Genomic DNA, 18,860 nt, shown 5'->3' with positions numbered 1-18,860 from the left:
CGCGACCTGTCGATCATCGCCACACCGCCGGCTAAGCGTTTAAGCGTTAAAACCTTTGTCCGCCAGCATGACGAAGCCACCACCAAAGAAGCCATCCTGCGGGAAATTCTGCGCGGTGGTCAGGTGTATTACCTGCATAACGAAGTCAAAAGCATCGAGAAAACCGCCCGAGAACTGGCAGAAGCCATTCCGGAAGCCAGGGTTATTGTCGCCCACGGCCAGATGTCTGAACGCGAACTGGAACGGGTAATGAGTGATTTCTATCACAAACGTTTCAACGTGCTGGTGTGTACCACCATTATTGAGACAGGCATCGACGTTCCATCTGCTAATACCATTATCATCGACCGCGCTGATAAATTTGGTCTGGCGCAGCTGCATCAGCTGCGTGGCCGGGTTGGCCGATCGCACCATCAGGCGTACGCCTACCTGCTGACTCCGCCACCGAAGATGATGACCAAAGATGCAGAAAAACGCCTCGATGCGATTTCTGCCTCCCAGGATCTCGGTGCCGGCTTTATGCTCGCCACCCACGATCTGGAGATCCGCGGCGCCGGTGAACTGTTAGGCGAAGAACAGAGCGGTCAGATCGAAACCATAGGTTTCACGCTCTACATGGACATGCTGGAGCAGGCGGTCAAAGCCATGAAGGCGGGCAAAACACCATCTGACAGCCTGACCATCAATGCCGGCACCGAGGTGAATCTGCATATTCCGGCGCTGATTCCGGACGATTATCTGCCGGATGTGAATTCGCGTCTGACGCTGTATAAACGCATCGCCAGTGCCGAAGATGATACGCAGCTGAAAGAACTGCAGGTGGAAATGATCGACCGCTTTGGCCTGCTGCCGGATCAGGTGAAAAACCTGTTCCGCCAGACATCGCTGAAACTGAAATTAACGCCGATAGGCATCGCCAAACTGGATGCCGGAGAAAGCAGCGGCCGCATTGAATTTGCAGCAGAAACGAACATAAACCCGTTTGTACTGGTCAGACTGGTCCAGAGCAAACCGAACACATTCAGACTGGAAGGTGGCCATACCTTGCGTTTCAATCTCAACATGTCCAGTATCGAGCAGCGTTTTAACCAGATCGACCAGGTCATCACCGAATTACAGAAGGACCCTAACCTGTGAAGCCATTGCACAGCCTGACGGCGCTTTTGCCTGTATTGCCGCTTTGTGCCCTGCTGTCTGCCCCGGCAGAAGCCGCCCCCTGGTATCGGGTGGAAATGATGCTGGTCGCCTACGAAAATCAGGAAAACATCGACCATGAAATGTGGCCGGATGTCTTACCATCGCCGTACAGTGAAGAAGAACCTGAACGCCCGGATTACAGTTGGTGGCAGGCGCCGGTCATGTACAAGCAACTGCACTCTGCCCTGTGGGCGGGCTTCAGCTTCCCGGATATTCCGGCGGCTGAATTACCGGCCCCGTTTACTCAGCTGGAGCATCTGGAACTGGCTCACGCCGAACAGCGCATTAACAGCCGCAAAGATATGCAGGTGGTCTGGCATCAGGCCTGGATCGAACCGATTCAGGAAGAAGGCCAGGAAGTTGTTCACCCGCTTAACATCCGCCTTGAAGATGAGTTTGCCATCGAAATCAGCGGCAGCTTCACTCTGCACCGCAGCCGTTATCTGCACCTGAATACTGACCTTATCGTGCAGCACTACTCATTGGATGAAAATCCGGCACTGAGCACCCTGACACTGCCGGACAGCACAGTGGCAAGGGATAACTTTCAGTTGCAGCTGAACCACAACAGTAATGAAAGCAGCAGTGACGAAAACAACAGCGAAGAAAACAACAGCCCGTTTGAATCCAATCCGGCGGAACTCCTGCCAACACCATTGCGTGCTGCAGAAGTGAAACAAACCCGCCGTATGCGCAGTAATGAACTGCACTACATCGACCATCCGATGCTCGGCATCGTGATTAAAATCACCCCGATTGAAGATGCCAGTTCGCTGAACGGCGACCAGTGATTTAACCGGGCGCTGATTCAAGCCTGTACTGATTCAACCGGAACAAACAAAAAGGCCGCTGTGAATACAGCGGCCTTTTTGTTTGTCCGGGCTGAACCTGCATGCCTGAACCTATCCCTCTGCAGGAAGGTTCACATTTCACTGCTCCGGCTGAGAGTCAGCCATACCACTCAGGGTTTCTGCCAGAATATCACGCACTTTCTGCATACCGTCACGCAGCACCGCACGGATTTCATCCATGGTAATTTCACCATCGGACTTACCCGCTGCCGGGTTCACCACCAGACACAGACTGGCATAAGGAATGCCCAGCTCACGCGCCAGCGCCGCTTCCGGCATGCCGGTCATACCGACCAGATCACAGCCGTCATTTTCCATGCGGTTAATTTCCTCAATGGTTTCCAGCCGCGGCCCCTGAGTCGCACCGTAGACGCCAAATTCGTGCAACGGCTGCGAAATACGTCCGGCGGCGGCAATCAATTGCTGACGCAGCGTTTCATCGTAAGGGTGCGTCAGATCGATATGATCCAGCGGGCGGAATTCACCATCAAAATACGTACCTTCTCGCCCCCAGGTATAATCAATCACCTGATGGGGAACCGAAATTTTGCCCGATCCCATCTGCGGATGGATACCACCAACGGCATTTACTGCAATGATTTTTGTTGCGCCGAGCTGCTGCAGAGCGAGCAGATTCGCGCGGTAATTAATTTTATGCGGCGGCAGCGCATGAGGATGGCCGTGACGGGCCAGAAACAGCACCTGTGAGCCATTCCACTCACCCGCTTCAATCGGACCGGAGGGATTGCCCAATGGCGTTTCTGCGTTGTGTGCGGCGGTAATCTGCGGGCCTTCCAGTTGTGTAAGACCAGTACCACCAATAATTGCTATAACTTCAGATGACATAAATTCTCGGTTCTCAGAGAGTTTCCAGTACCCGGCGTACAGACTGCGCCCGGCGCTCAGATTCGTCCGAATCCAGTTGTTCCATGCTGCCCTGCAAATATTGCAGATCCAGATGCTGCCAGCCCTGCTGACACTGCAGGCGGACCTGATCAATCACCTGCTGCGCACCATCAGTATTATTACAGACCACTAACGCGTCAGCGCCAGCATCCATCGCCGCCTGTGCCCGCTGAGCATAACTGCCCACACTGGCAGCACCGGCCATGGTCAGATCGTCACTGAAAATAACACCGTTATACTGCAGTTGCTGGCGCAGAATATCCTGCAGCCAGCGACGGGAAAAACCAGCCGTATGTTCAGCATCCACCGCCGGATAAACAACATGGGCCGGCATTATGCCCGCCAGCAACCGTCTGTCCATCAGTTCGGCAAAAGGCCGCAGATCGTAATCCAGTGCCTGCTCCGAACGTTCATCCACCGGCAGGTCTTTGTGCGAATCGGCCTCTACCGCACCATGACCCGGAAAATGCTTCCCCACCGCAGCCATGCCCGCCTCACTCATGCCTTCAACAAAGGCAGACGCCAGCGTAATCACCACTTCGGCAGAATGGCCAAAGGCGCGGTCGCCGATCACACGGGAAATATCGCGCTCAATATCCAGCACCGGAGCAAAACTCAGGTGCACGCCCTGGCGGCGAACTTCCCACGCCATCAGCCAGCCCTGTTCACGGGCAAGCCCGATGGCTCGGGCCTCATCCTGATGGAATATCGCTTCCAGCGTCAGCATCGGCGGCAGGCGGGTATAACCCTCGCGAAAACGCTGCACCCGTCCGCCTTCCTGATCCACGCACAACAGCAGGTCCGGTCGCTCAGCACGAATATCCGCACACAGCTTTGCCAGCTGCTGCGGAGACTGATAATTACGGGCAAAAAATATCAGGCCGGATAACTCTGGCTGGGCAATAAAGCGGCGGTCTTCATCGGTCAGTTCAGTCGCAGGAATATCGGCAATAACGCCCACCCGCTGCCCGACCGGCATTTGGCTTACTAAAGATTGCGACATGGAATCCTCGCGAACGTACCTTCCTGAATCCATACCCGGGTATCGGCATCAATCAGCCCGGCGAGTTCAACAACATCGTCATTGCGCATGCGTATACAGCCATGAGAAAGCGGTTTTCCCATGGGCTCGGAATCCGGTGTACCGTGGATGTAAATATAACGGCGCATGGAATCCACGCTGCCAAGCCGGTTACGGCCAATTTCCAGTCCCTGCAGCCAGAGAATCCGGGTCAGAATCCAGTCCCGCCGGGGATGCTCAGCAGCCAGCTCCGGGGTATAAATCTCGCCGGTTCTGCGCCGGCCGACAAACACAGAATTCAGAGGAGCTCCGCGACCAATACAGGCACGGATCCTGTGCCAGCCGCGTGGGGTTTTGCCACTGCCTTCCTGCTCTCCGGCACCATTGGCGGCGGTGGAAACGGAATATTCGTAACAGACACCTGCGCTGAGGATGCGCAACTGCTGATCGGCAATCGAAATTTCAATAACGTTATCGTGAAGAGCGGCCACGCTGCTGGGCATGGGGCGGACAGAGTTCATACTCGCGTTCCATCTGGCTGATAGGGTGCCGATGTCCTTATGAATTGTCCTTAAGAACTGCGCTCTTATCTGTGTGGCGCGTTTACACCGGCTGCGAGGAACGGTACCAATTTATCCACGACCTGCGCAATATCCGATCCTTTACCCAGATCGTATTCTGCCATCGCCGACAGGGAATCCGCACCGGACAGGGTGAAAACCGTAGCACCCAGCATAAAGTGAATACGCCAGAACCGCTCTTCATCAGAAAGCTCCGGTGTCGCCGCCGTCACCAGCTTCATATAGATATTGAATACGCGGCCATACTCTTTCTGCAGAAAACGGCGCAGGTGCCCCTGCCCCTGGCTGTAGGCTAATCCCAGCAGACGCATAAATATGCCCAGCCGACGTGGACTGTCGTGGTAGCCCGATGACAGCGCCGTCTGGGATAACAGCAGCAGCAACTCTTCCATCGCCGGCACGCGACCTGGTAATCCGGACTCAAGATGCGCCAGATTTTCTTCCAGCTGTTCCGAGAAGGGACCGAGAAATCGTGCAAACACCGCCTGAATCAGTTCTTTTTTAGATCCAAAGTGGTAGTTCACCGCAGCCAGATTCACACCCGCTTTCGTGGTAATATTGCGCAGTGACGTCTCCGCGAACCCGCGTTCCGAGAACAATTCCTCTGCCGCGTTAAGAATGCTCTTAACCGTATCTTTCTGTGCCATAAGGGTGGTTGATCCAAACTGTCGCCTCCGCTCCACGAAGACATTACAAAACGATTGTTTCAAACATACGTTTAAAACAACAAATAGGCAATAGCGGAGGCTACCGTAAGTAAAATTACGACCACACGCCCACCCTTTTCTGCTGTATCCCGCAACAACTCCACCTGCTGACTCATGCCTCCTGCCAGATCATTGCGACAGGCCGCCCTGTCCTGCCTGACCAAGAAAGGTGTTTACACTGAATAAAATACTGTATACATTTACACCTACTGTATGGATCAACAGACTGGATAAGCATCATGATCAAGCTCACCGCACGTCAGCAACAGGTACTGGACTTCATCCGTTCAGCGCTGGAAGAAACCGGCTTTCCGCCAACCCGCGCGGAAATTGCTGCCGAACTCGGCTTCAAATCGCCTAACGCTGCGGAAGAACACCTGAAAGCGCTGGCGCGCAAAGGTGCTATTGAAATCATGCCGGGCGCTTCCCGCGGTCTGCGCATCATTGAAGAACAACAGCCAGGCCTGCCGATCGTCGGGCGTGTTGCCGCCGGTGAACCAATCCTGGCGCAGGAACACATTGAAGAATACTGCGAAATCCCACCGTCCTTCTTCCGCCCACAGGCCGATTACCTGCTGGAAGTTCACGGTGACAGTATGAAAGACATCGGTATTCAGGATGGCGATTACATCGCTGTTCACAAAGCGGAAACTGCCCGTAACGGTGAAGTCATCGTTGCCCGGGTCGATAACGAAGTGACAGTGAAGCGTTATGAGAAAAAACGCTCACAGATCCTTTTGTATCCCGAGAATGAAAACTACCAGCCGATTGAAGTGGATCTGCGGGAGCAGGAATTTGCCATTGAAGGCCTGTACGTTGGCGTCATCCGTCGCCACTGACAGCCAGGCAGAAGCAAATCACTAACAGTCAATCAACAGACCAATATCAGCAGACATTCTGAGCTTTATCAGGGGGTTAGTTATGCGTCAGTTAGCACTTGGAATGGAAGAACCGGGACTGTCCCTCAGCAGTCAGCCGGTTGCTTTTGGCAACACCGCGGGCAAAGGTTTCGGTATAGCGCCAGCCCGCAGTGGCAGCCTCACCGAAGTCATCGTCAGTGACGAAGGTGCTATTCAGCCTCTGCAGCTGCTGCCGATGCTGGCCCAGTGCAATTCTCAGGAACGCTGGCTGATGTGGCTGAGCCCCAACCGCCCGATGAATAAACAATGGCTGGCTAGTATGGGATTGGGTCAGGCGCCCGTGGTACATCTCGATCTGTGTACGGACACCCAAATGGCGCTGTGCAGCAAAGTACTGGCCGCCGGCAACAGTCATATGATTGTTGAATGGCAGGGCCGTATCAGCAGTGACGACCGTCGTCAGCTGCGCCAGATGGCCAAAAACAGCGGCAGCCACGTGGTGCTGATTCAGCACGAAGCCTGATACGCAGCCCTGTTACCTGAACCGGATACGTAAGCCGGATAGGTAAAAATGCTCCGCCCGCTCTGCCTCCACTGTAAAGCAGCCAAAAAAAAGCCCTGACATGGTCAGGGCTGTTTGCATTCTGTTGCCGTGCAGCTCAGCGTCCGCTCAGTGCAGGCGCTGCTCATGCTCCGGCGTATCGAAATCATCCTGTTCGACTTCCATTCCGGATAACTCACCGACCTTGCGCACGCCCGCCTCCAGCATAACTCTGGCCACATCCATATGGTGTGCCTGCAGACTGGCCTTGGCGTCCTCTGAAAAATGAATGGACACCAACGCATCGGAATCTGCGTCGTCAGCACGGCGCAGTACAATGTCGCCGTTGGAAAGTTCTACGATCTCAAAAAAGCGTGCCATATCCGCCTCTCAAAACTGGGCGCGCGAGTGTATCACATGAAAACCCCGAAGGGCGCGCCATTAAAAAGAACACTTGGGAATAAAAAGATAACTGTTAGAACAGCAATAATGGTCGGAGATCACTGACCCTGCGGATCAGCTCTCCTGTCGGTTTTCGCGCTGAGTATCAATAAGCGCACTCAGGGCTTGCCACCAGGCAGCCACCTGGGATTCGGTCGTTTCCTGCACCAGCGAAATTGTCTGCACGCCACCATTCTGAGCCCCGGCTTGCTGAACCGGACGCGCAGCATCCGGATAACGCAGGTCTTCCACCGCTTTCAACATCTGACTGAGCCAGGAAAAGGCGTTGTCCTGCAATTGCATCAACTCACGCATTTCCCCGGTAATCAGGTTTACCTGCCCTACCAGCTCCTGCAGTGACTGCACGGGCTGACGATAAGCGACCATATCGCCAAGCTCCTGCAGATAGGATAACCAGGCATCGTGCAGCTGATACAGCGCGCTCTCTTCCAGGGCACTCATCAGCGCCTTCTGTTCGCACTGAGCGAATTCACTCAGTAACAGACGGCTCTGATACAGCTTTTTGTTGGTAAATCCTATCCACTGGCTCATGGCTGTTTCTCTATCTGAGCGGTTCAGAAATCGATGGTCAGGCCGAGGTGCGCACCGTCACCCAGCTTATAACGGTTACTCACGTCTTCCAGACGGATGCCGTTATAACGGTAACCGGCATAAACACGTGCGGTTGGCAGCAGTGAGTACTGCATCTGCAGATTAGAAACAATCATGTTTTCGGTATCAGCAAAGGAAATAACGGGTGGCGCGTAGTAAACGTGACCGGCAAGACTGACATCCGGAGCAGCCGCAAAACTGTAGCGGAAGAAACCGCCAACACCCAGAGCCACACCACTGTAATCATCATAGCGGTCGGAACGGTCAGTCGAGTAGGCAAAGACGTTGGCACCCACGCCGATGTAGAGATTGCTGGTTGACGGACGCACATCCACAACGTGCAGGCCGGCAGAAACCATCTCGCCTTTGTCATCGTCGTAAAGGCCAGCCAGGCTGATATGAATACCGCTGCCCATCTGAGTTGCATCATAACCAATGCGGGCAACATCATCAGACAGACTGATGTCCAGAGATCCGCCGGCGTTTGCCGCAGGTACCATTGCCAGAGCAGCCGTTGCACACACCAGAGCGGCGCTGAATTTTTTCATAAAAGTCCCCAATTATTTATTTCTGCGGAAATTTTTCGCTTAATAACAGCGCCCGCTGAGCGCTTTATCATAACAGTACGGCGGCACAGGTAAAACCTGCGCCGCCGCCGTAGGACCGCAGAAATAAGGCTTCAGCTCATCAGATCAAGCAACAGTTTGTTCAGACGGGAAACATACTGTCCAGGTTCCTTAAGCTGACTGCCTTCCGCCAACAGTGCCTGAGCATGAATCAGCTGAGCCAGTTCAGCAAAGCGCTCTTCATTCTGCTCTTTATCGAGACGCTCAATCAGCGGATGCGTTGGGTTAATTTCCAGTGAGGTATCCGGTTCCGGTACTGGCTGACCAGCCGCTTCCATCAGACGGCGCATATGGCCACCCATATCGTACTGGCCAACCACCATACAGGCAGGAGAGTCCGTCAGACGAGCGGTTACCCGCACATGCTTCACTTCACCTTCCAGCGCTTTCTGTACACGCTCAACCAGATCTTTATGGGTTTCTTCCAGATTCTTCTGCTGTTCTTTCTCAGACGCATCGGCCAGCTCATCCAGATCCAGTTCACCTTTGGTAACGTCCTGGAATACCTTGCCGTCGAAATCCGTCAGATGGCCGACCATCCATTCATCGACACGGTCAGTCAGCAGCAGAACTTCCACGCCTTTGTTGCGTAAATATTCCAGGTGCGGACTGGTCGCGACAGCAGCATAGTTGTCACCAGTGATGTAATAGATTTTTTTCTGCCCTTCACGCATGCGGGCAACGTAATCTTCCAGACTGACAGTCTGCTTCGGACCTTCACTCTTAGTGGTCGCAAAGCGGAACAGTTTGGCGATTTTCTCTTTATTGCTGAAATCTTCTGCCGGGCCTTCTTTCAGCACATCGCCGAATTCTTCCCAGAAAGACTGATATTTTTCAGCATCGTTTTTCGCCAGTTTCTCCAGCGAATCCAGCACACGTTTCACCAGCGCGCTGCGCAGGCTGTCGACCTGTTTGTCTTTCTGCAGAATTTCACGCGAAACGTTCAAAGACAGATCATTGGAATCCAGCACCCCTTTAACAAAACGCAGGTACAGCGGCAGGAACTGTTCAGCGTCGTCCATGATAAATACGCGCTGCACATACAGTTTCAGGCCACGGGTCGCCTCGCGGTTCCAGATATCGAACGGTGCTTTGGACGGAATATACAGCAGGCTGGTGTAATCCAGCTTGCCTTCCACTTTGTTGTGCATCCACAGCAGCGGATCATTCCAGTCGTGGGAAACGTGATTATAAAACTCTTTATATTCGTCGTCGCTCAGTTCGCTTTTCTGACGGGTCCAGAGCGCCTTGGCTTCGTTAACGGCTTCCGGAATTTTTTTCTTTTCACCGTCTTCATCATCCTCACCGACTTCCTGTGGCAGATAAACCGGCACAGCAATATGGTCAGAATATTTTTTAATCAGGGAGCGCAGACGGAAGTTGTCAGCAAATTCTTCTTCGCCTTCTTTCAGATGCAGGGTGATACGGGTACCACGGCTGTCTTTATCCATGGCTTCCAGAGTGAATTCACCCTCACCGGCAGATTCCCAGCGGGTGCCTTCAGCGGCATCGGTACCGGCACGGCGGGTTTCTACCGTCACTTTGTCGGCAACGATAAAGGCGGAATAAAAGCCCACACCGAACTGACCGATCAGTTGTGAATCTTTCTGCTGATCGCCGCTGAGTTTGCTCAGGAATTCTGCGGTACCGGATTTGGCAATGGTACCCAGATGATTGATCACATCCTCGCGGCTCATACCGATACCATTGTCTTCGATAACAACGGTTTTCGCTTCGGCATCGAAATCGATGTGTACGCTCAGATCGCTGTCACCTTCGTACAGAGCATCGTTCTTAAGTGCTTCAAAGCGTAATTTATCGCAGGCATCTGACGCGTTGGAAATCAGTTCGCGTAAAAAGATCTCTTTGTTGGAATACAAAGAGTGGATCATCAGATGCAGCAGTTGCTTAACTTCTGTTTTAAACCCCAGGGTTTCTTTGCTGGCTGCAGTCATCTTGCTTTTATCTCCTGTCAACGGACCAAACTTATTCAGTAGTTTGCAAAGATGGGGACGAGGAAATGGTTTTCAAGGGCACAACTGTGGATTAACGCAGACTGATCCCGCTGGCCTGAATGCACACCGGAGCGGTCCGGCAGCTGAAAACAGTAACCAGATTCCAACCCCCTGAAGCAAACAACAGAGTCCGGTAACGCCTCGCTGATGTAAGAGCTGACTGAAGATGGATAGATGGATAAAAGAAACAGGCAGCAGAAGCCAGAACCCAGTCTGACTTCCCCGGCTATTCCACCAGCAACTCTGTGAACTTCCTTACAGAATAATGAGCGCACTGCAGAACTGCGCCAGAGAACACTGCCAGAGAAGTAAAAGATAACGGTATAACGATCAGGATTTGAGCAGAAAGTGCGCCCGCGCCGTAGCGATCGGATTCGCCTTATCCGTCTGCCAGGCAGTAATCGCTACGTTGGCCACCCGCGAGCCCTGGCGCCAGACCTGACACTCAGCAAAGGTATCCTGATGACGTCCTGCGCGCAGATAATCCAGCGAGAAATCGATCATCTTCGGAATGGTTGCGATATCCATGTTCATCATCAGTTGCAGCGAGGCCGACAACTCCATAAAACCGCCAATCACTCCACCATGAATAGCCGGCAATATTGGGTTGCCGATATTGTCGTCATTCTTTGGCAGACAGAACAACACCTCATCACCAACGCGCTTCAGCGTCAGTCCGATCAGCCGGGCATAAGGAATCTCATTGATCAGAGCGTTAAAATCGCCACTCTGCTGTGCACCATGCAATTTTTCTTCGAATGTCATGCGTCGGTTTCTCCGCTGTCATCATCCTGTTCAATGCGGGCGCGGAAATCGGCCGGAGTCATATCCTGTCCGATACGCATAAAGGTTGCCGCACAGCGGGCAATTAACTCACGTTCCTGCCCGCCCCCGGCAGCCTGAAAGACTTCGCATTGGGTAAACACCACACTGCTGGCGATACGCACCACACTGGCCTCGGCAATCAGATCCAGACCCGGTTGAGCAGCGGTCATATAATCCATACGCAGATCCAGCGTCGGGCACAGTTCAAAGCCCGGCAGAACCGCAAACACCGCCGTCCCACAGGCGGTATCCATCAGGGTTGTCAGGCTGCCACCGTGGACAACGCCAGTGAGCGGATTGCCGACAATCATGTCGCTGTAAGGCAGTCGCATGGTCAGGCCGTCCGCATCAGCGCGTTCGACCGTCAGGCCCAGCACGTTACAGTGGCGCAGCGTGGCGACGAAACGCTGGGCGCGGGTTTTTACCGATAAAGTCATGATGAAACAACTCTTGAATAGCAGATGGTGCCCGGGCCTGAGTTGTATCCGGCCCGCACAAGCCACCGTTATACCGGAAGGCGCGGATTTAACAATGACCAGTCCGTCGGCACAAATTAGCATTTACGCTCACAAAATCCATCACCCCGTGCACAGATTACTCAAAGCGCACACTGCGCCAACGCGTGTTATCTTAGCGGTTTATAAATAACGAGAAGAAACGGAAACTCCCTGATGATGACCTTCGACCATTATCTGCAGCAGGCAACAGAACAGGACTCCCTGACCATGGACAGCAGCTGGAGCCAGGGGCGAACCTCGTTCGGCGGCCTCAGCGCAGCGATGTCGATAGCACGCCTGAGCAGACTCAGTGGTGATCACACGCTACGCTCCGTAGCAGTAAACTTCTGTGCGCCGCTGAAGACTGCTGAGCCACTGACATTCACCGAGCAGGTTCTGGCACGGGGCGGTTCCGTCAGTCATATCCAGGGGGATGTGGTACAGAACGCTGCAGTCTGCGCGCACATAACGGCGTGTTTTGCGCTGGCCCGGGAGTCCGATATTCTGGTGGAACACCATGATCTCAGCCTGCCTCCGGCCGGCGATGGCAAGCCTCTGCCTTTCATCAAGGGCCTGACGCCGGACTTCACCCAACATGTGGACTTCCGCTTCTGCGATGGAGGCCTGCCCTTCACCAACAGCCCACACAATCACCTGAAAGGCTGGATGCGCCTGAAAGAGGCCAGCGGCCCGATGACGCCCGCCCACGTCATAGGGCTTACGGATGTCTGGCCGCCAACGCCGCTGCAGAAGCTGAAATCCTTCGGCCCCTGCGCCACCATCAGCTGGAATATGGAGATGATTCACGCACCGGATGATTGCCAGCAACCGCTGCAGGCCGGTGACTGGCTGTGGTATGAAGCGGAAATCCGCCAGTCCCACGGGGGCTACGGCCATACAGAAGCCCGCATCTGCGCAGCGGATGGCACTCTGCTGGCCCTGAGCCGCCAACTGGTGGCGATCTATGACAAACGCTGATCCCGCATCCCCGCTGTCTGCAGCCGCGTCGCTTAGTTAAGTCTTTTACGCAAGGCGTCGGGGCGATAACAATAACAAGAACGCGGCATCCTGCTGACGGAAGAATAACCTCCTGAAGAACGACAACGCCTGTCTGCTGAGCCTGTCTGCTGAGCCTGCCCGAGCAAACCGGCGCAGGCACTGTGTCGTCGCGCGCATAACAGTATATTTCCACCACTTTCTGCCCCGGTTTCGCCAGACATAATTTGCTCAATAAGCCTGCGCCAACTACTACTTAGAGTCATCGACAGGTTTTCATTTTCAAAAGACAGGTTATGGCTACCAAAATTCTGATCTGTGACGACTCCAGCTTCGCACGCAAACAAATGGCCCGCGCTATTCCGCAGGAATGGGATGTGGAAATTCACTTTGCCGGCGACGGTGTTGAAGGTCTTGAGGTCATTCGCGCCGGTAACGGTGAAGTCGTGTTTCTTGACCTGACCATGCCCAATCTGGATGGCTACGGGGTGCTGGAAGTCATCCGCCGCGAAGATCTGCCAGCCATGGTGATTGTCGTTTCCGGAGACATTCAGCCGGACGCTCAGGAACGGGTCAAAGCTCTCGGCGCAATGGCTTTTGTCAAAAAGCCCGTAGACGCGGATAAAGCCCGCGCCATTCTCACTGAATTCGGCATTCTGTCAGGGGGCTGATATGACTAACCAGTCTCACCCGGAAGTCACGCTGAGTGAAGATCAGCGCGACTGCTACCAGGAACTGACTAACGTCGCCATGGGCCAGGCCGCTGACCGCCTGGCACGCCTGCTGGACGCCTACGTAGTGCTGCCGATTCCGAAGGTAAATCTGATTGAAGCCAGCGACCTGCGCATGGCAATTCAGGATACGGAAACCGACTCGGCGATGTCCGCTGTGTGTCAGGGCTTTATCGGCTCCGGCATTGCCGGCGAAGCGCTGCTGCTGTTCAACGATACCAGCTTTCATGATCTGGCCACCCTGATGAACTACCCCGGCAGCCTCGACCGCTTTGCCGAAATGGAGCTGCTGATGGATGTCAGTTCACTGCTTATCGGTGCCTGTGTGCAGGGCATTGGCGATCAACTGGAGATCCATTTTAACCAGGGTCACCCGGTGATTCTTGGCCAGCATTGTAAAGTGGACGACCTGCTGAAGCCCGGCAATCACCAATGGAGTAAAACCCTGGCCATTGAAATTCACTACACCCTGGAACACGTCAATATCGACTGTGATCTGCTGCTGCTGTTTACCGAAGACTCGGTAATCAAGCTGAACAACAAAATTAACTATCTGTTGGACTGATCAGCTCATGAGCGAAGCAAATATAGAGTTAGGTGACATCCACTGGCTGATGGATATTCTGCAGAATATCGACGTCGGTCTCGTGGTCCTCGACCGAAACTATGACATTCAGCTGTGGAATGGCTTTATGGAAAGCCACAGCGGACTCAGTCCGCAGGTCGCCCGTGGTGAAAATCTGTTTACCCTGTTTCCGGAAATCCCCAAAGACTGGTTCTGCAAAAAAGCGGCACCTGTCTTTGAATTAAGAACACGCACCTTCACCATCTGGGAGCAGCGCCCTTACCTTTTCCGCTTTAAAAATTACCGCCCGATCACCGGCCGTGCCTCTGTGATGTATCAGAACACCAGCATGATTCCGCTGGAATCCATTGATCGCCAGGTGAATCACATCTGCCTGATCGTCTACGACGTCACCGATATTGCCGTCAGCCGTGCGGATACCGAAACAGCGGTAAAATCCCTCACCGAACGCAACCGTACCGATCTGCTCACCGGTCTGCTCAACCGCCTCTACTGGATTGAGGAAACCCGCCGGGAATTCAGCCGCTGTCAGCGCTCTGAACGGCCAAGCACTCTGGTCTTATTTGAAATCGACGACTTCCGCCGTATCAATATCGAATTCGGCCACCCGGCGGGGGATCACCTGCTGAAGATACTGGCTGACGGACTGGTGCAGACTCTGCGCGATACCGATCTGGTATGCCGTTACGATGGCGGCACCTTTGCCGCCCTGCTGGTCGACAGCAACGAAGACGAAGCAAATGTATTTGCTCAGCGCATCTACCGGCTGTCAGAGATGGTGAACAATTCCGGACTGCCGGAGGGTGTCTCCTGTTCTCTCAGCCTTGGCATCGCCCGCTACAGTGACAAACTGAGTGACAGTGCGCGCTGGATTCAGGCTGCAGAAGCCACCCTGCAACAGGCCCGTGATCATGGCGGCAACCAGATCTGCATCCACCAGCCTTAGCGATTGTGCTCATGCGAATTGCCCGCCACGAGCGTTCAGGTCAGAATACCTGATCCTGACCACAGCGAAGTACTGGCCCGGATCTGCTATGGCTGACCATATGATTGCTCGTCCTTTTATCGATGCACCTCTGCGAGGCCTCGCCAGAATGGGCTTCAGTCAGGCTCTGTTGCTGCAACAGGCCGGCTTGCCGGCGGATTGTCTGGATAACCCCCGGGCCACATTATCCGCGGCGGATTATGCCCGCCTGATGGATACCTTCTGGCGCATAACCAATAACGAAATGATGGGCCTGCTGCCGCGTAGCGTACGCTATGGTTCCTTCGCCATGATGTGCAAAGCCATTATCGGCTGTACGCATCTCGAACACGCGCTGCACCGCGCCAGCAATTTCTATCGCCTGTTTGACGGCGCACCACAACTGCATATCCATCACGATGGTCAGACGACACGACTGGAAATCGATATGGATACATCCCTCGACCGGGATCATTTTCTCAGCGAATCACTGCTGGTTATCTGGCACAGATTCAGCAGCTGGCTGGTTGGTCAGGGGCTGCCCCTGTTGTCCGTTGGCTGTGCCTACCCGGCACCGCCTCACGCTCAGTATTACCAGGATCTGTTCGCGACCCCTGTACGCTTTAACGACAGTGCGACCTGTCTGCTGATACCACGCCAGTCGATGTCGCTGCCGGTCAGCCAGACGCCGGCCAGCTTACGCAATTTCCTGCAGCATTCCCCCGCCGATCTGCTCGCCCGCCCAAATCCCCACGAAAGCACCACGGGCAAAGTACGGCAACTGCTGCGGCGCTCGCCAATGACTGCCCTGCCGGATCTGACAACCTGCGCGCAACAGCTGAGTATTTCCGGCGCCACATTGCGCCGCCGCCTGCAGGATGAACAGACCTCATTCCAGACCCTGAAGGATGAATGCCGTTTTCAGGAAGCCAGTCTGCAACTGGCCAGACAGGAAACCAGCATCCGCGAAATTGCCGAATATCTGGGCTATACCGAGACCAGTACCTTCCACCGGGCATTCCGTAAATGGATGGGCGTGACACCGGGCGAGTATCGCCAGCAACATCGCCGGAAACAAAGGAGCATGGATGCACACAGCACACACTGATTACTGGCGATCACTCTGCCTGATACTGCTCCTCATGGTATCAGTCACCACCTATGCCGCAGCAGACAGCATCCACACCAGCAGCGTGCTGCAGGATGGGCCGCTGGCCGGGCAGCCACTGGGGAAATATCTCGATGTTTATCACCAACGGACACCGCTTGACGATGGCCTGATGGTGCCGGCGGATGGCCCTGGATGGCAACGCTCAGAATCCGATGTGCCGAATTATGGATTGCTTGATTACCCGGTCTGGTATCGACTCAGACTGGAGGCAGATAAAACAACCGGTGATCTGTTGGCCAATATTTCCATTGCCCTGCTCGATCATATCGAGCTGTTTATAACCCGCGATGACCAGCTGATCTTTCACGAAATAACCGGTGATCACCTGCCGTTCAGCCAGCGTCCACTGAAACTGCGTGAATTTGTTATTCCTCTGCCTGAATTAACAGCAGGCACCTACACACTGTACTTCCGCGTCGATACCCAGGGCAGTATGCAGTTCCCTTTGCAGCTGTGGCAGGATGAGGAGTATCACAATCAGGCGACGGATGAATACATCACCATCGGTATCTTCATCGGCCTGCTGGTTTCCGTCGCGTTCTACAATTCATTCATCTACTTCACCACCCGGGAAGCCTACGCAATAGGCTTTGTTGGCCACATTCTCAGCTATCTGGTGTTCTTTATTTCACTCACCGGAATCGGCTATCAGTATGTGTACAATGATTCCCACTGGCTGCAGGAACGCATGATTAATGTATCTGCCTCTGCTGCCGGCGTGTTTGCCTGCCTGTTCGCACGCTATTTCTTATACAACGATCTTATAAAATACCGTTGGCTGAACCGGTTAAGCCTGTTTAATGTTGCCATTTCACTGGTTTCACTGCTGGCAACAGTCACGCTGTCTTACACTAATGCGATCGAATCGGTCATTATGCAGGCCGTTTTCACCACAGCTTCAACTCTGGTCATCGGGCTGGTGATCGCCATTATTCACCCAAGCTTATCCAACATGCTGTATTTGCTGGGCTGGACCAGCATTCTCGCCGGCGTATTTTTCCACGCATTGGCCAAACAGGGATTAATCGAACTGACGCCGCTGGTGAATTACGCATCCCATATCGGCACACTGATCATGGTAAGTTCGCACAGTCTCGAGATTGCCCTGCGCTTCCATGAAACCAAACAGGAAAAAATGGAAACCGAAAAGCGTCTGCTGGCGGCCCAAAGCGAATCGATGAAATCGCGCTATCTGATGCACGAAGCGGAACTTAAACGACAAAAAACAGAAGCAGAAAACGAAGCCAAGTCAGCCTTCCTGGCTGCCATGAGCCATGAAATACGCACACCACTGAATGGTGTACTGGGCATGTTGCAGTTAATGAAAGATACCGAACTCAGTGCACAGCAACGCCGCTATCTGGATATCATCAATAACTCCGGCGAATCTCTGCTCACCATTGTTAATGATATTCTCGATTTATCCAAAATGAATTCCGGCAAGCTGCAACTGGAAATCAGGGAAATAAATCTGCACGAAGTTATTACTGACTGCGCTAATCTCTATTCCCGTCAGGCTATGGCAAAAGGCCTGAGTCTGGTCGTGAATGCCAGCCCACCATTGAATACGCATATCGTCACTGACTCTACGCGATTGCGTCAGGTTATAAACAACCTGCTGTCCAATGCCGTAAAATTTACCGAAGCAGGTTATGTTTTATTGAACGCCAGGGCGGACGGCGAACGGGTAAAAATCTGCGTAAAAGACACAGGCATTGGCATTCCGGAAGAATTTCGTGAGCGCCTGTTTGATCATTTCAGCCAGGCCGATGCATCAACATCCCGCAACTACGGTGGTACCGGTCTGGGCCTGAGCATCAGTAAAAAACTCGTAGAACTGCTGCAGGGTGAAATCACGATGCACAGCGAAGCGGAAGGCGGTACCGAATTCTGTATCCAGTTAAACAGCTGCCATGCCGACATGCCAGTAAACACGGATGCTATCCGCACAATGAAAATCCGGGTAGCTCTGCAATTGCCCTGTGAGCGGGATACGGTGGAACACTTTCTGCGCGAGCTGGGCTGTACAGTGTTAACAGCCAATGATCCTCAGACAGCCGATGCAGAAATTACCGACTCCTTGCCGACACAGGCAGCGGAGGTAAAAACACTGTGCCTGCAGAACGAAGAAGCAGAAGCAGTGGCGAACACCATTGTTATTCCGCGTCCGCTGAATACCCTGACGCTACTCAGTCATCTGTTATCCTGCAGCGAAAATACCGAAACCCGGGCGGAAAAAAACATCCCGCTTGCCAGTTATTCTGAAGCGCTTATCTGGATCGCCGAGGACAACCTGGTGAATCAAAAAGTCATCACCGGCATGCTGCGTCATCTGGGCTATAAATTTCTTTTGTTTAACGATGGCCAGGCCATCGTCAATGCCTGGCAGCAGCAGTCCCGCCGCCCGGATCTGATTCTGATGGACTGTGAAATGCCCATAATGGATGGATTTGAAGCTACTCACATCATCACCGCAGACAACGATATTGCGGCATGCCCTGTCCTGGCATTAACCGCCCACGTTCTGCCCGAATATCAACACAAAGCCAAAGAAGCAGGCTTCAGTGATTTTATCGCCAAGCCCATAAGACGCGAGATACTGAGCCAGACTCTGCAAAAGTGGCTGACAAAATCAGCCGCTCCCGTAAATCAATCGTGAGTCAATTTTTAATAAACAGGACGCAGTCACACAATTGTCATAAGCCAGCGCCAATAATCCCTGCACCATAACC

Annotated in this window: 20 protein-coding genes; 10 read left to right on the top strand and 10 right to left on the bottom strand. The window is 53.6% G+C overall.

Annotated features, from left to right (window positions below; genetic code table 11):
• Nucleotides 1–1,137: TRCF domain-containing protein (locus B2Z72_RS10775; protein ID WP_297004771.1), on the top strand; the 1,137-nt coding region annotated here is incomplete at its 5' end.
• Nucleotides 1,134–1,988, top strand: coding sequence for a CsiV family protein (locus B2Z72_RS10770; RefSeq protein WP_296982972.1), 855 nt, complete (start codon nt 1,134–1,136; stop codon nt 1,986–1,988). The genes B2Z72_RS10775 and B2Z72_RS10770, both read left to right, overlap by 4 nt.
• A gap of 138 nt (nt 1,989–2,126) precedes the next feature.
• On the opposite strand, the gene B2Z72_RS10765 is transcribed toward B2Z72_RS10770, so the two are convergent.
• The 4 genes from B2Z72_RS10765 to B2Z72_RS10750 all read right to left on the bottom strand — a co-directional run bounded on the left by B2Z72_RS10765 (nt 2,127) and on the right by B2Z72_RS10750 (nt 5,203).
• Complete coding sequence (locus B2Z72_RS10765) at nt 2,127–2,894, bottom strand: S-methyl-5'-thioinosine phosphorylase (RefSeq protein ID WP_296982971.1); 768 nt, start codon at nt 2,892–2,894, stop codon at nt 2,127–2,129.
• 13 nt (nt 2,895–2,907) lie between these two features.
• Nucleotides 2,908–3,957 (bottom strand): beta-N-acetylhexosaminidase, encoded by a 1,050-nt coding sequence (gene nagZ / locus B2Z72_RS10760; protein ID WP_297004768.1) that lies wholly within the window; start codon nt 3,955–3,957, stop codon nt 2,908–2,910.
• On the bottom strand, nt 3,942–4,496 hold the full coding sequence (locus B2Z72_RS10755; RefSeq protein WP_296981893.1) for a L,D-transpeptidase: 555 nt from the start codon (nt 4,494–4,496) through the stop codon (nt 3,942–3,944). The genes nagZ and B2Z72_RS10755 overlap by 16 nt, the downstream gene beginning before the upstream one ends.
• Nucleotides 4,497–4,561: 65 nt before the next feature.
• The gene (locus tag B2Z72_RS10750; RefSeq protein ID WP_296981889.1) at nt 4,562–5,203 is read right to left on the bottom strand and encodes a TetR/AcrR family transcriptional regulator; all 642 of its coding nucleotides are present in this window, start codon (nt 5,201–5,203) and stop codon (nt 4,562–4,564) included.
• Between the two features lie 299 nt (nt 5,204–5,502).
• Here B2Z72_RS10750 and lexA point away from each other — a divergent pair, with 299 nt between their 5' ends.
• Nucleotides 5,503–6,102: a transcriptional repressor LexA gene (lexA, locus tag B2Z72_RS10745; RefSeq protein ID WP_296981888.1), complete on the top strand. Its 600-nt coding sequence runs from the start codon at nt 5,503–5,505 to the stop codon at nt 6,100–6,102.
• Between the two features lie 82 nt (nt 6,103–6,184).
• Complete coding sequence (locus B2Z72_RS10740; protein WP_296981886.1) at nt 6,185–6,646, top strand: cell division inhibitor SulA; 462 nt, start codon at nt 6,185–6,187, stop codon at nt 6,644–6,646.
• A 147-nt stretch (nt 6,647–6,793) separates the two neighbouring features.
• Here B2Z72_RS10740 and B2Z72_RS10735 read toward each other — a convergent pair whose 3' ends face one another.
• The 6 genes from B2Z72_RS10735 to B2Z72_RS10710 form a co-directional block, all read right to left on the bottom strand.
• Entirely contained in the window at nt 6,794–7,045 is a 252-nt protein-coding gene (locus B2Z72_RS10735; RefSeq protein WP_296981884.1) for a hypothetical protein, read from the bottom strand.
• Nucleotides 7,046–7,180: 135 nt separating this feature from the next.
• A complete protein-coding gene (locus B2Z72_RS10730; RefSeq protein ID WP_296981883.1) occupies nt 7,181–7,657 on the bottom strand; it encodes a DUF6586 family protein in 477 nt (158 codons plus the stop codon).
• A gap of 23 nt (nt 7,658–7,680) precedes the next feature.
• Nucleotides 7,681–8,265: a YfaZ family outer membrane protein gene (locus tag B2Z72_RS10725; RefSeq protein ID WP_296981881.1), complete on the bottom strand. Its 585-nt coding sequence runs from the start codon at nt 8,263–8,265 to the stop codon at nt 7,681–7,683.
• 131 nt (nt 8,266–8,396) lie between these two features.
• Entirely contained in the window at nt 8,397–10,298 is a 1,902-nt protein-coding gene (htpG, locus tag B2Z72_RS10720) for a molecular chaperone HtpG (RefSeq protein ID WP_296981880.1), read from the bottom strand.
• 390 nt (nt 10,299–10,688) lie between these two features.
• On the bottom strand, nt 10,689–11,123 hold the full coding sequence (locus tag B2Z72_RS10715) for a PaaI family thioesterase (protein ID WP_296981879.1): 435 nt from the start codon (nt 11,121–11,123) through the stop codon (nt 10,689–10,691).
• Nucleotides 11,120–11,620: a PaaI family thioesterase gene (locus tag B2Z72_RS10710; protein ID WP_296981878.1), complete on the bottom strand. Its 501-nt coding sequence runs from the start codon at nt 11,618–11,620 to the stop codon at nt 11,120–11,122. Before B2Z72_RS10710 ends, B2Z72_RS10715 begins: the two co-directional genes overlap by 4 nt.
• Before the next feature lie 234 nt (nt 11,621–11,854).
• Between B2Z72_RS10710 and B2Z72_RS10705 the strand changes: the two genes are divergently transcribed.
• From B2Z72_RS10705 to B2Z72_RS10680, 6 genes are all read left to right on the top strand, one after another.
• A complete protein-coding gene (locus B2Z72_RS10705; RefSeq protein WP_296981876.1) occupies nt 11,855–12,658 on the top strand; it encodes an acyl-CoA thioesterase in 804 nt (267 codons plus the stop codon).
• A gap of 314 nt (nt 12,659–12,972) precedes the next feature.
• Entirely contained in the window at nt 12,973–13,347 is a 375-nt protein-coding gene (locus tag B2Z72_RS10700) for a response regulator (protein ID WP_296981874.1), read from the top strand.
• A 1-nt stretch (nt 13,348) separates the two neighbouring features.
• Nucleotides 13,349–13,972: a histidine kinase gene (locus tag B2Z72_RS10695; RefSeq protein ID WP_296981873.1), complete on the top strand. Its 624-nt coding sequence runs from the start codon at nt 13,349–13,351 to the stop codon at nt 13,970–13,972.
• 7 nt (nt 13,973–13,979) lie between these two features.
• Nucleotides 13,980–14,939 carry a sensor domain-containing diguanylate cyclase gene (locus tag B2Z72_RS10690; RefSeq protein ID WP_296981872.1) on the top strand — a complete coding sequence of 320 codons (960 nt, stop codon included), beginning with the start codon at nt 13,980–13,982 and terminating at the stop codon, nt 14,937–14,939.
• 88 nt (nt 14,940–15,027) lie between these two features.
• Nucleotides 15,028–16,065 carry an AraC family transcriptional regulator gene (locus B2Z72_RS10685; RefSeq protein WP_297004764.1) on the top strand — a complete coding sequence of 346 codons (1,038 nt, stop codon included), beginning with the start codon at nt 15,028–15,030 and terminating at the stop codon, nt 16,063–16,065.
• 34 nt (nt 16,066–16,099) lie between these two features.
• Nucleotides 16,100–18,787 (top strand): hybrid sensor histidine kinase/response regulator, encoded by a 2,688-nt coding sequence (locus B2Z72_RS10680; protein WP_296981869.1) that lies wholly within the window; start codon nt 16,100–16,102, stop codon nt 18,785–18,787.
• Nucleotides 18,788–18,860: the final 73 nt, after the last annotated feature.

It is taken from the genome of Thalassolituus sp. UBA6592 (assembly GCF_002433655.1).
GTDB lineage: Bacteria > Pseudomonadota > Gammaproteobacteria > Pseudomonadales > Oceanobacteraceae > Venatoribacter.
This window is presented reverse-complemented; position numbering and strand designations above follow the sequence as displayed.

Excerpts from the sequence above, each read along its gene's own strand:
- B2Z72_RS10765 (WP_296982971.1), bottom strand. The coding sequence starts at position 2,894 with ATGTCATCTGAAGTTATAGCAATTATTGGTGGTACTGGTCTTACACAA.
- B2Z72_RS10705 (WP_296981876.1), top strand. The coding sequence starts at position 11,855 with ATGATGACCTTCGACCATTATCTGCAGCAGGCAACAGAACAGGACTCC.
- B2Z72_RS10710 (WP_296981878.1), bottom strand. The coding sequence starts at position 11,620 with ATGACTTTATCGGTAAAAACCCGCGCCCAGCGTTTCGTCGCCACGCTG.
- B2Z72_RS10750 (WP_296981889.1), bottom strand. The coding sequence starts at position 5,203 with ATGGCACAGAAAGATACGGTTAAGAGCATTCTTAACGCGGCAGAGGAA.
- B2Z72_RS10730 (WP_296981883.1), bottom strand. The coding sequence starts at position 7,657 with ATGAGCCAGTGGATAGGATTTACCAACAAAAAGCTGTATCAGAGCCGT.
- B2Z72_RS10740 (WP_296981886.1), top strand. The coding sequence starts at position 6,185 with ATGCGTCAGTTAGCACTTGGAATGGAAGAACCGGGACTGTCCCTCAGC.
- lexA (WP_296981888.1), top strand. The coding sequence starts at position 5,503 with ATGATCAAGCTCACCGCACGTCAGCAACAGGTACTGGACTTCATCCGT.
- B2Z72_RS10690 (WP_296981872.1), top strand. The coding sequence starts at position 13,980 with ATGAGCGAAGCAAATATAGAGTTAGGTGACATCCACTGGCTGATGGAT.
- B2Z72_RS10715 (WP_296981879.1), bottom strand. The coding sequence starts at position 11,123 with ATGACATTCGAAGAAAAATTGCATGGTGCACAGCAGAGTGGCGATTTT.
- B2Z72_RS10755 (WP_296981893.1), bottom strand. The coding sequence starts at position 4,496 with ATGAACTCTGTCCGCCCCATGCCCAGCAGCGTGGCCGCTCTTCACGAT.
- B2Z72_RS10725 (WP_296981881.1), bottom strand. The coding sequence starts at position 8,265 with ATGAAAAAATTCAGCGCCGCTCTGGTGTGTGCAACGGCTGCTCTGGCA.
- B2Z72_RS10695 (WP_296981873.1), top strand. The coding sequence starts at position 13,349 with ATGACTAACCAGTCTCACCCGGAAGTCACGCTGAGTGAAGATCAGCGC.
- B2Z72_RS10685 (WP_297004764.1), top strand. The coding sequence starts at position 15,028 with ATGGCTGACCATATGATTGCTCGTCCTTTTATCGATGCACCTCTGCGA.
- B2Z72_RS10700 (WP_296981874.1), top strand. The coding sequence starts at position 12,973 with ATGGCTACCAAAATTCTGATCTGTGACGACTCCAGCTTCGCACGCAAA.
- nagZ (WP_297004768.1), bottom strand. The coding sequence starts at position 3,957 with ATGTCGCAATCTTTAGTAAGCCAAATGCCGGTCGGGCAGCGGGTGGGC.
- B2Z72_RS10735 (WP_296981884.1), bottom strand. The coding sequence starts at position 7,045 with ATGGCACGCTTTTTTGAGATCGTAGAACTTTCCAACGGCGACATTGTA.
- htpG (WP_296981880.1), bottom strand. The coding sequence starts at position 10,298 with ATGACTGCAGCCAGCAAAGAAACCCTGGGGTTTAAAACAGAAGTTAAG.
- B2Z72_RS10680 (WP_296981869.1), top strand. The coding sequence starts at position 16,100 with ATGGTATCAGTCACCACCTATGCCGCAGCAGACAGCATCCACACCAGC.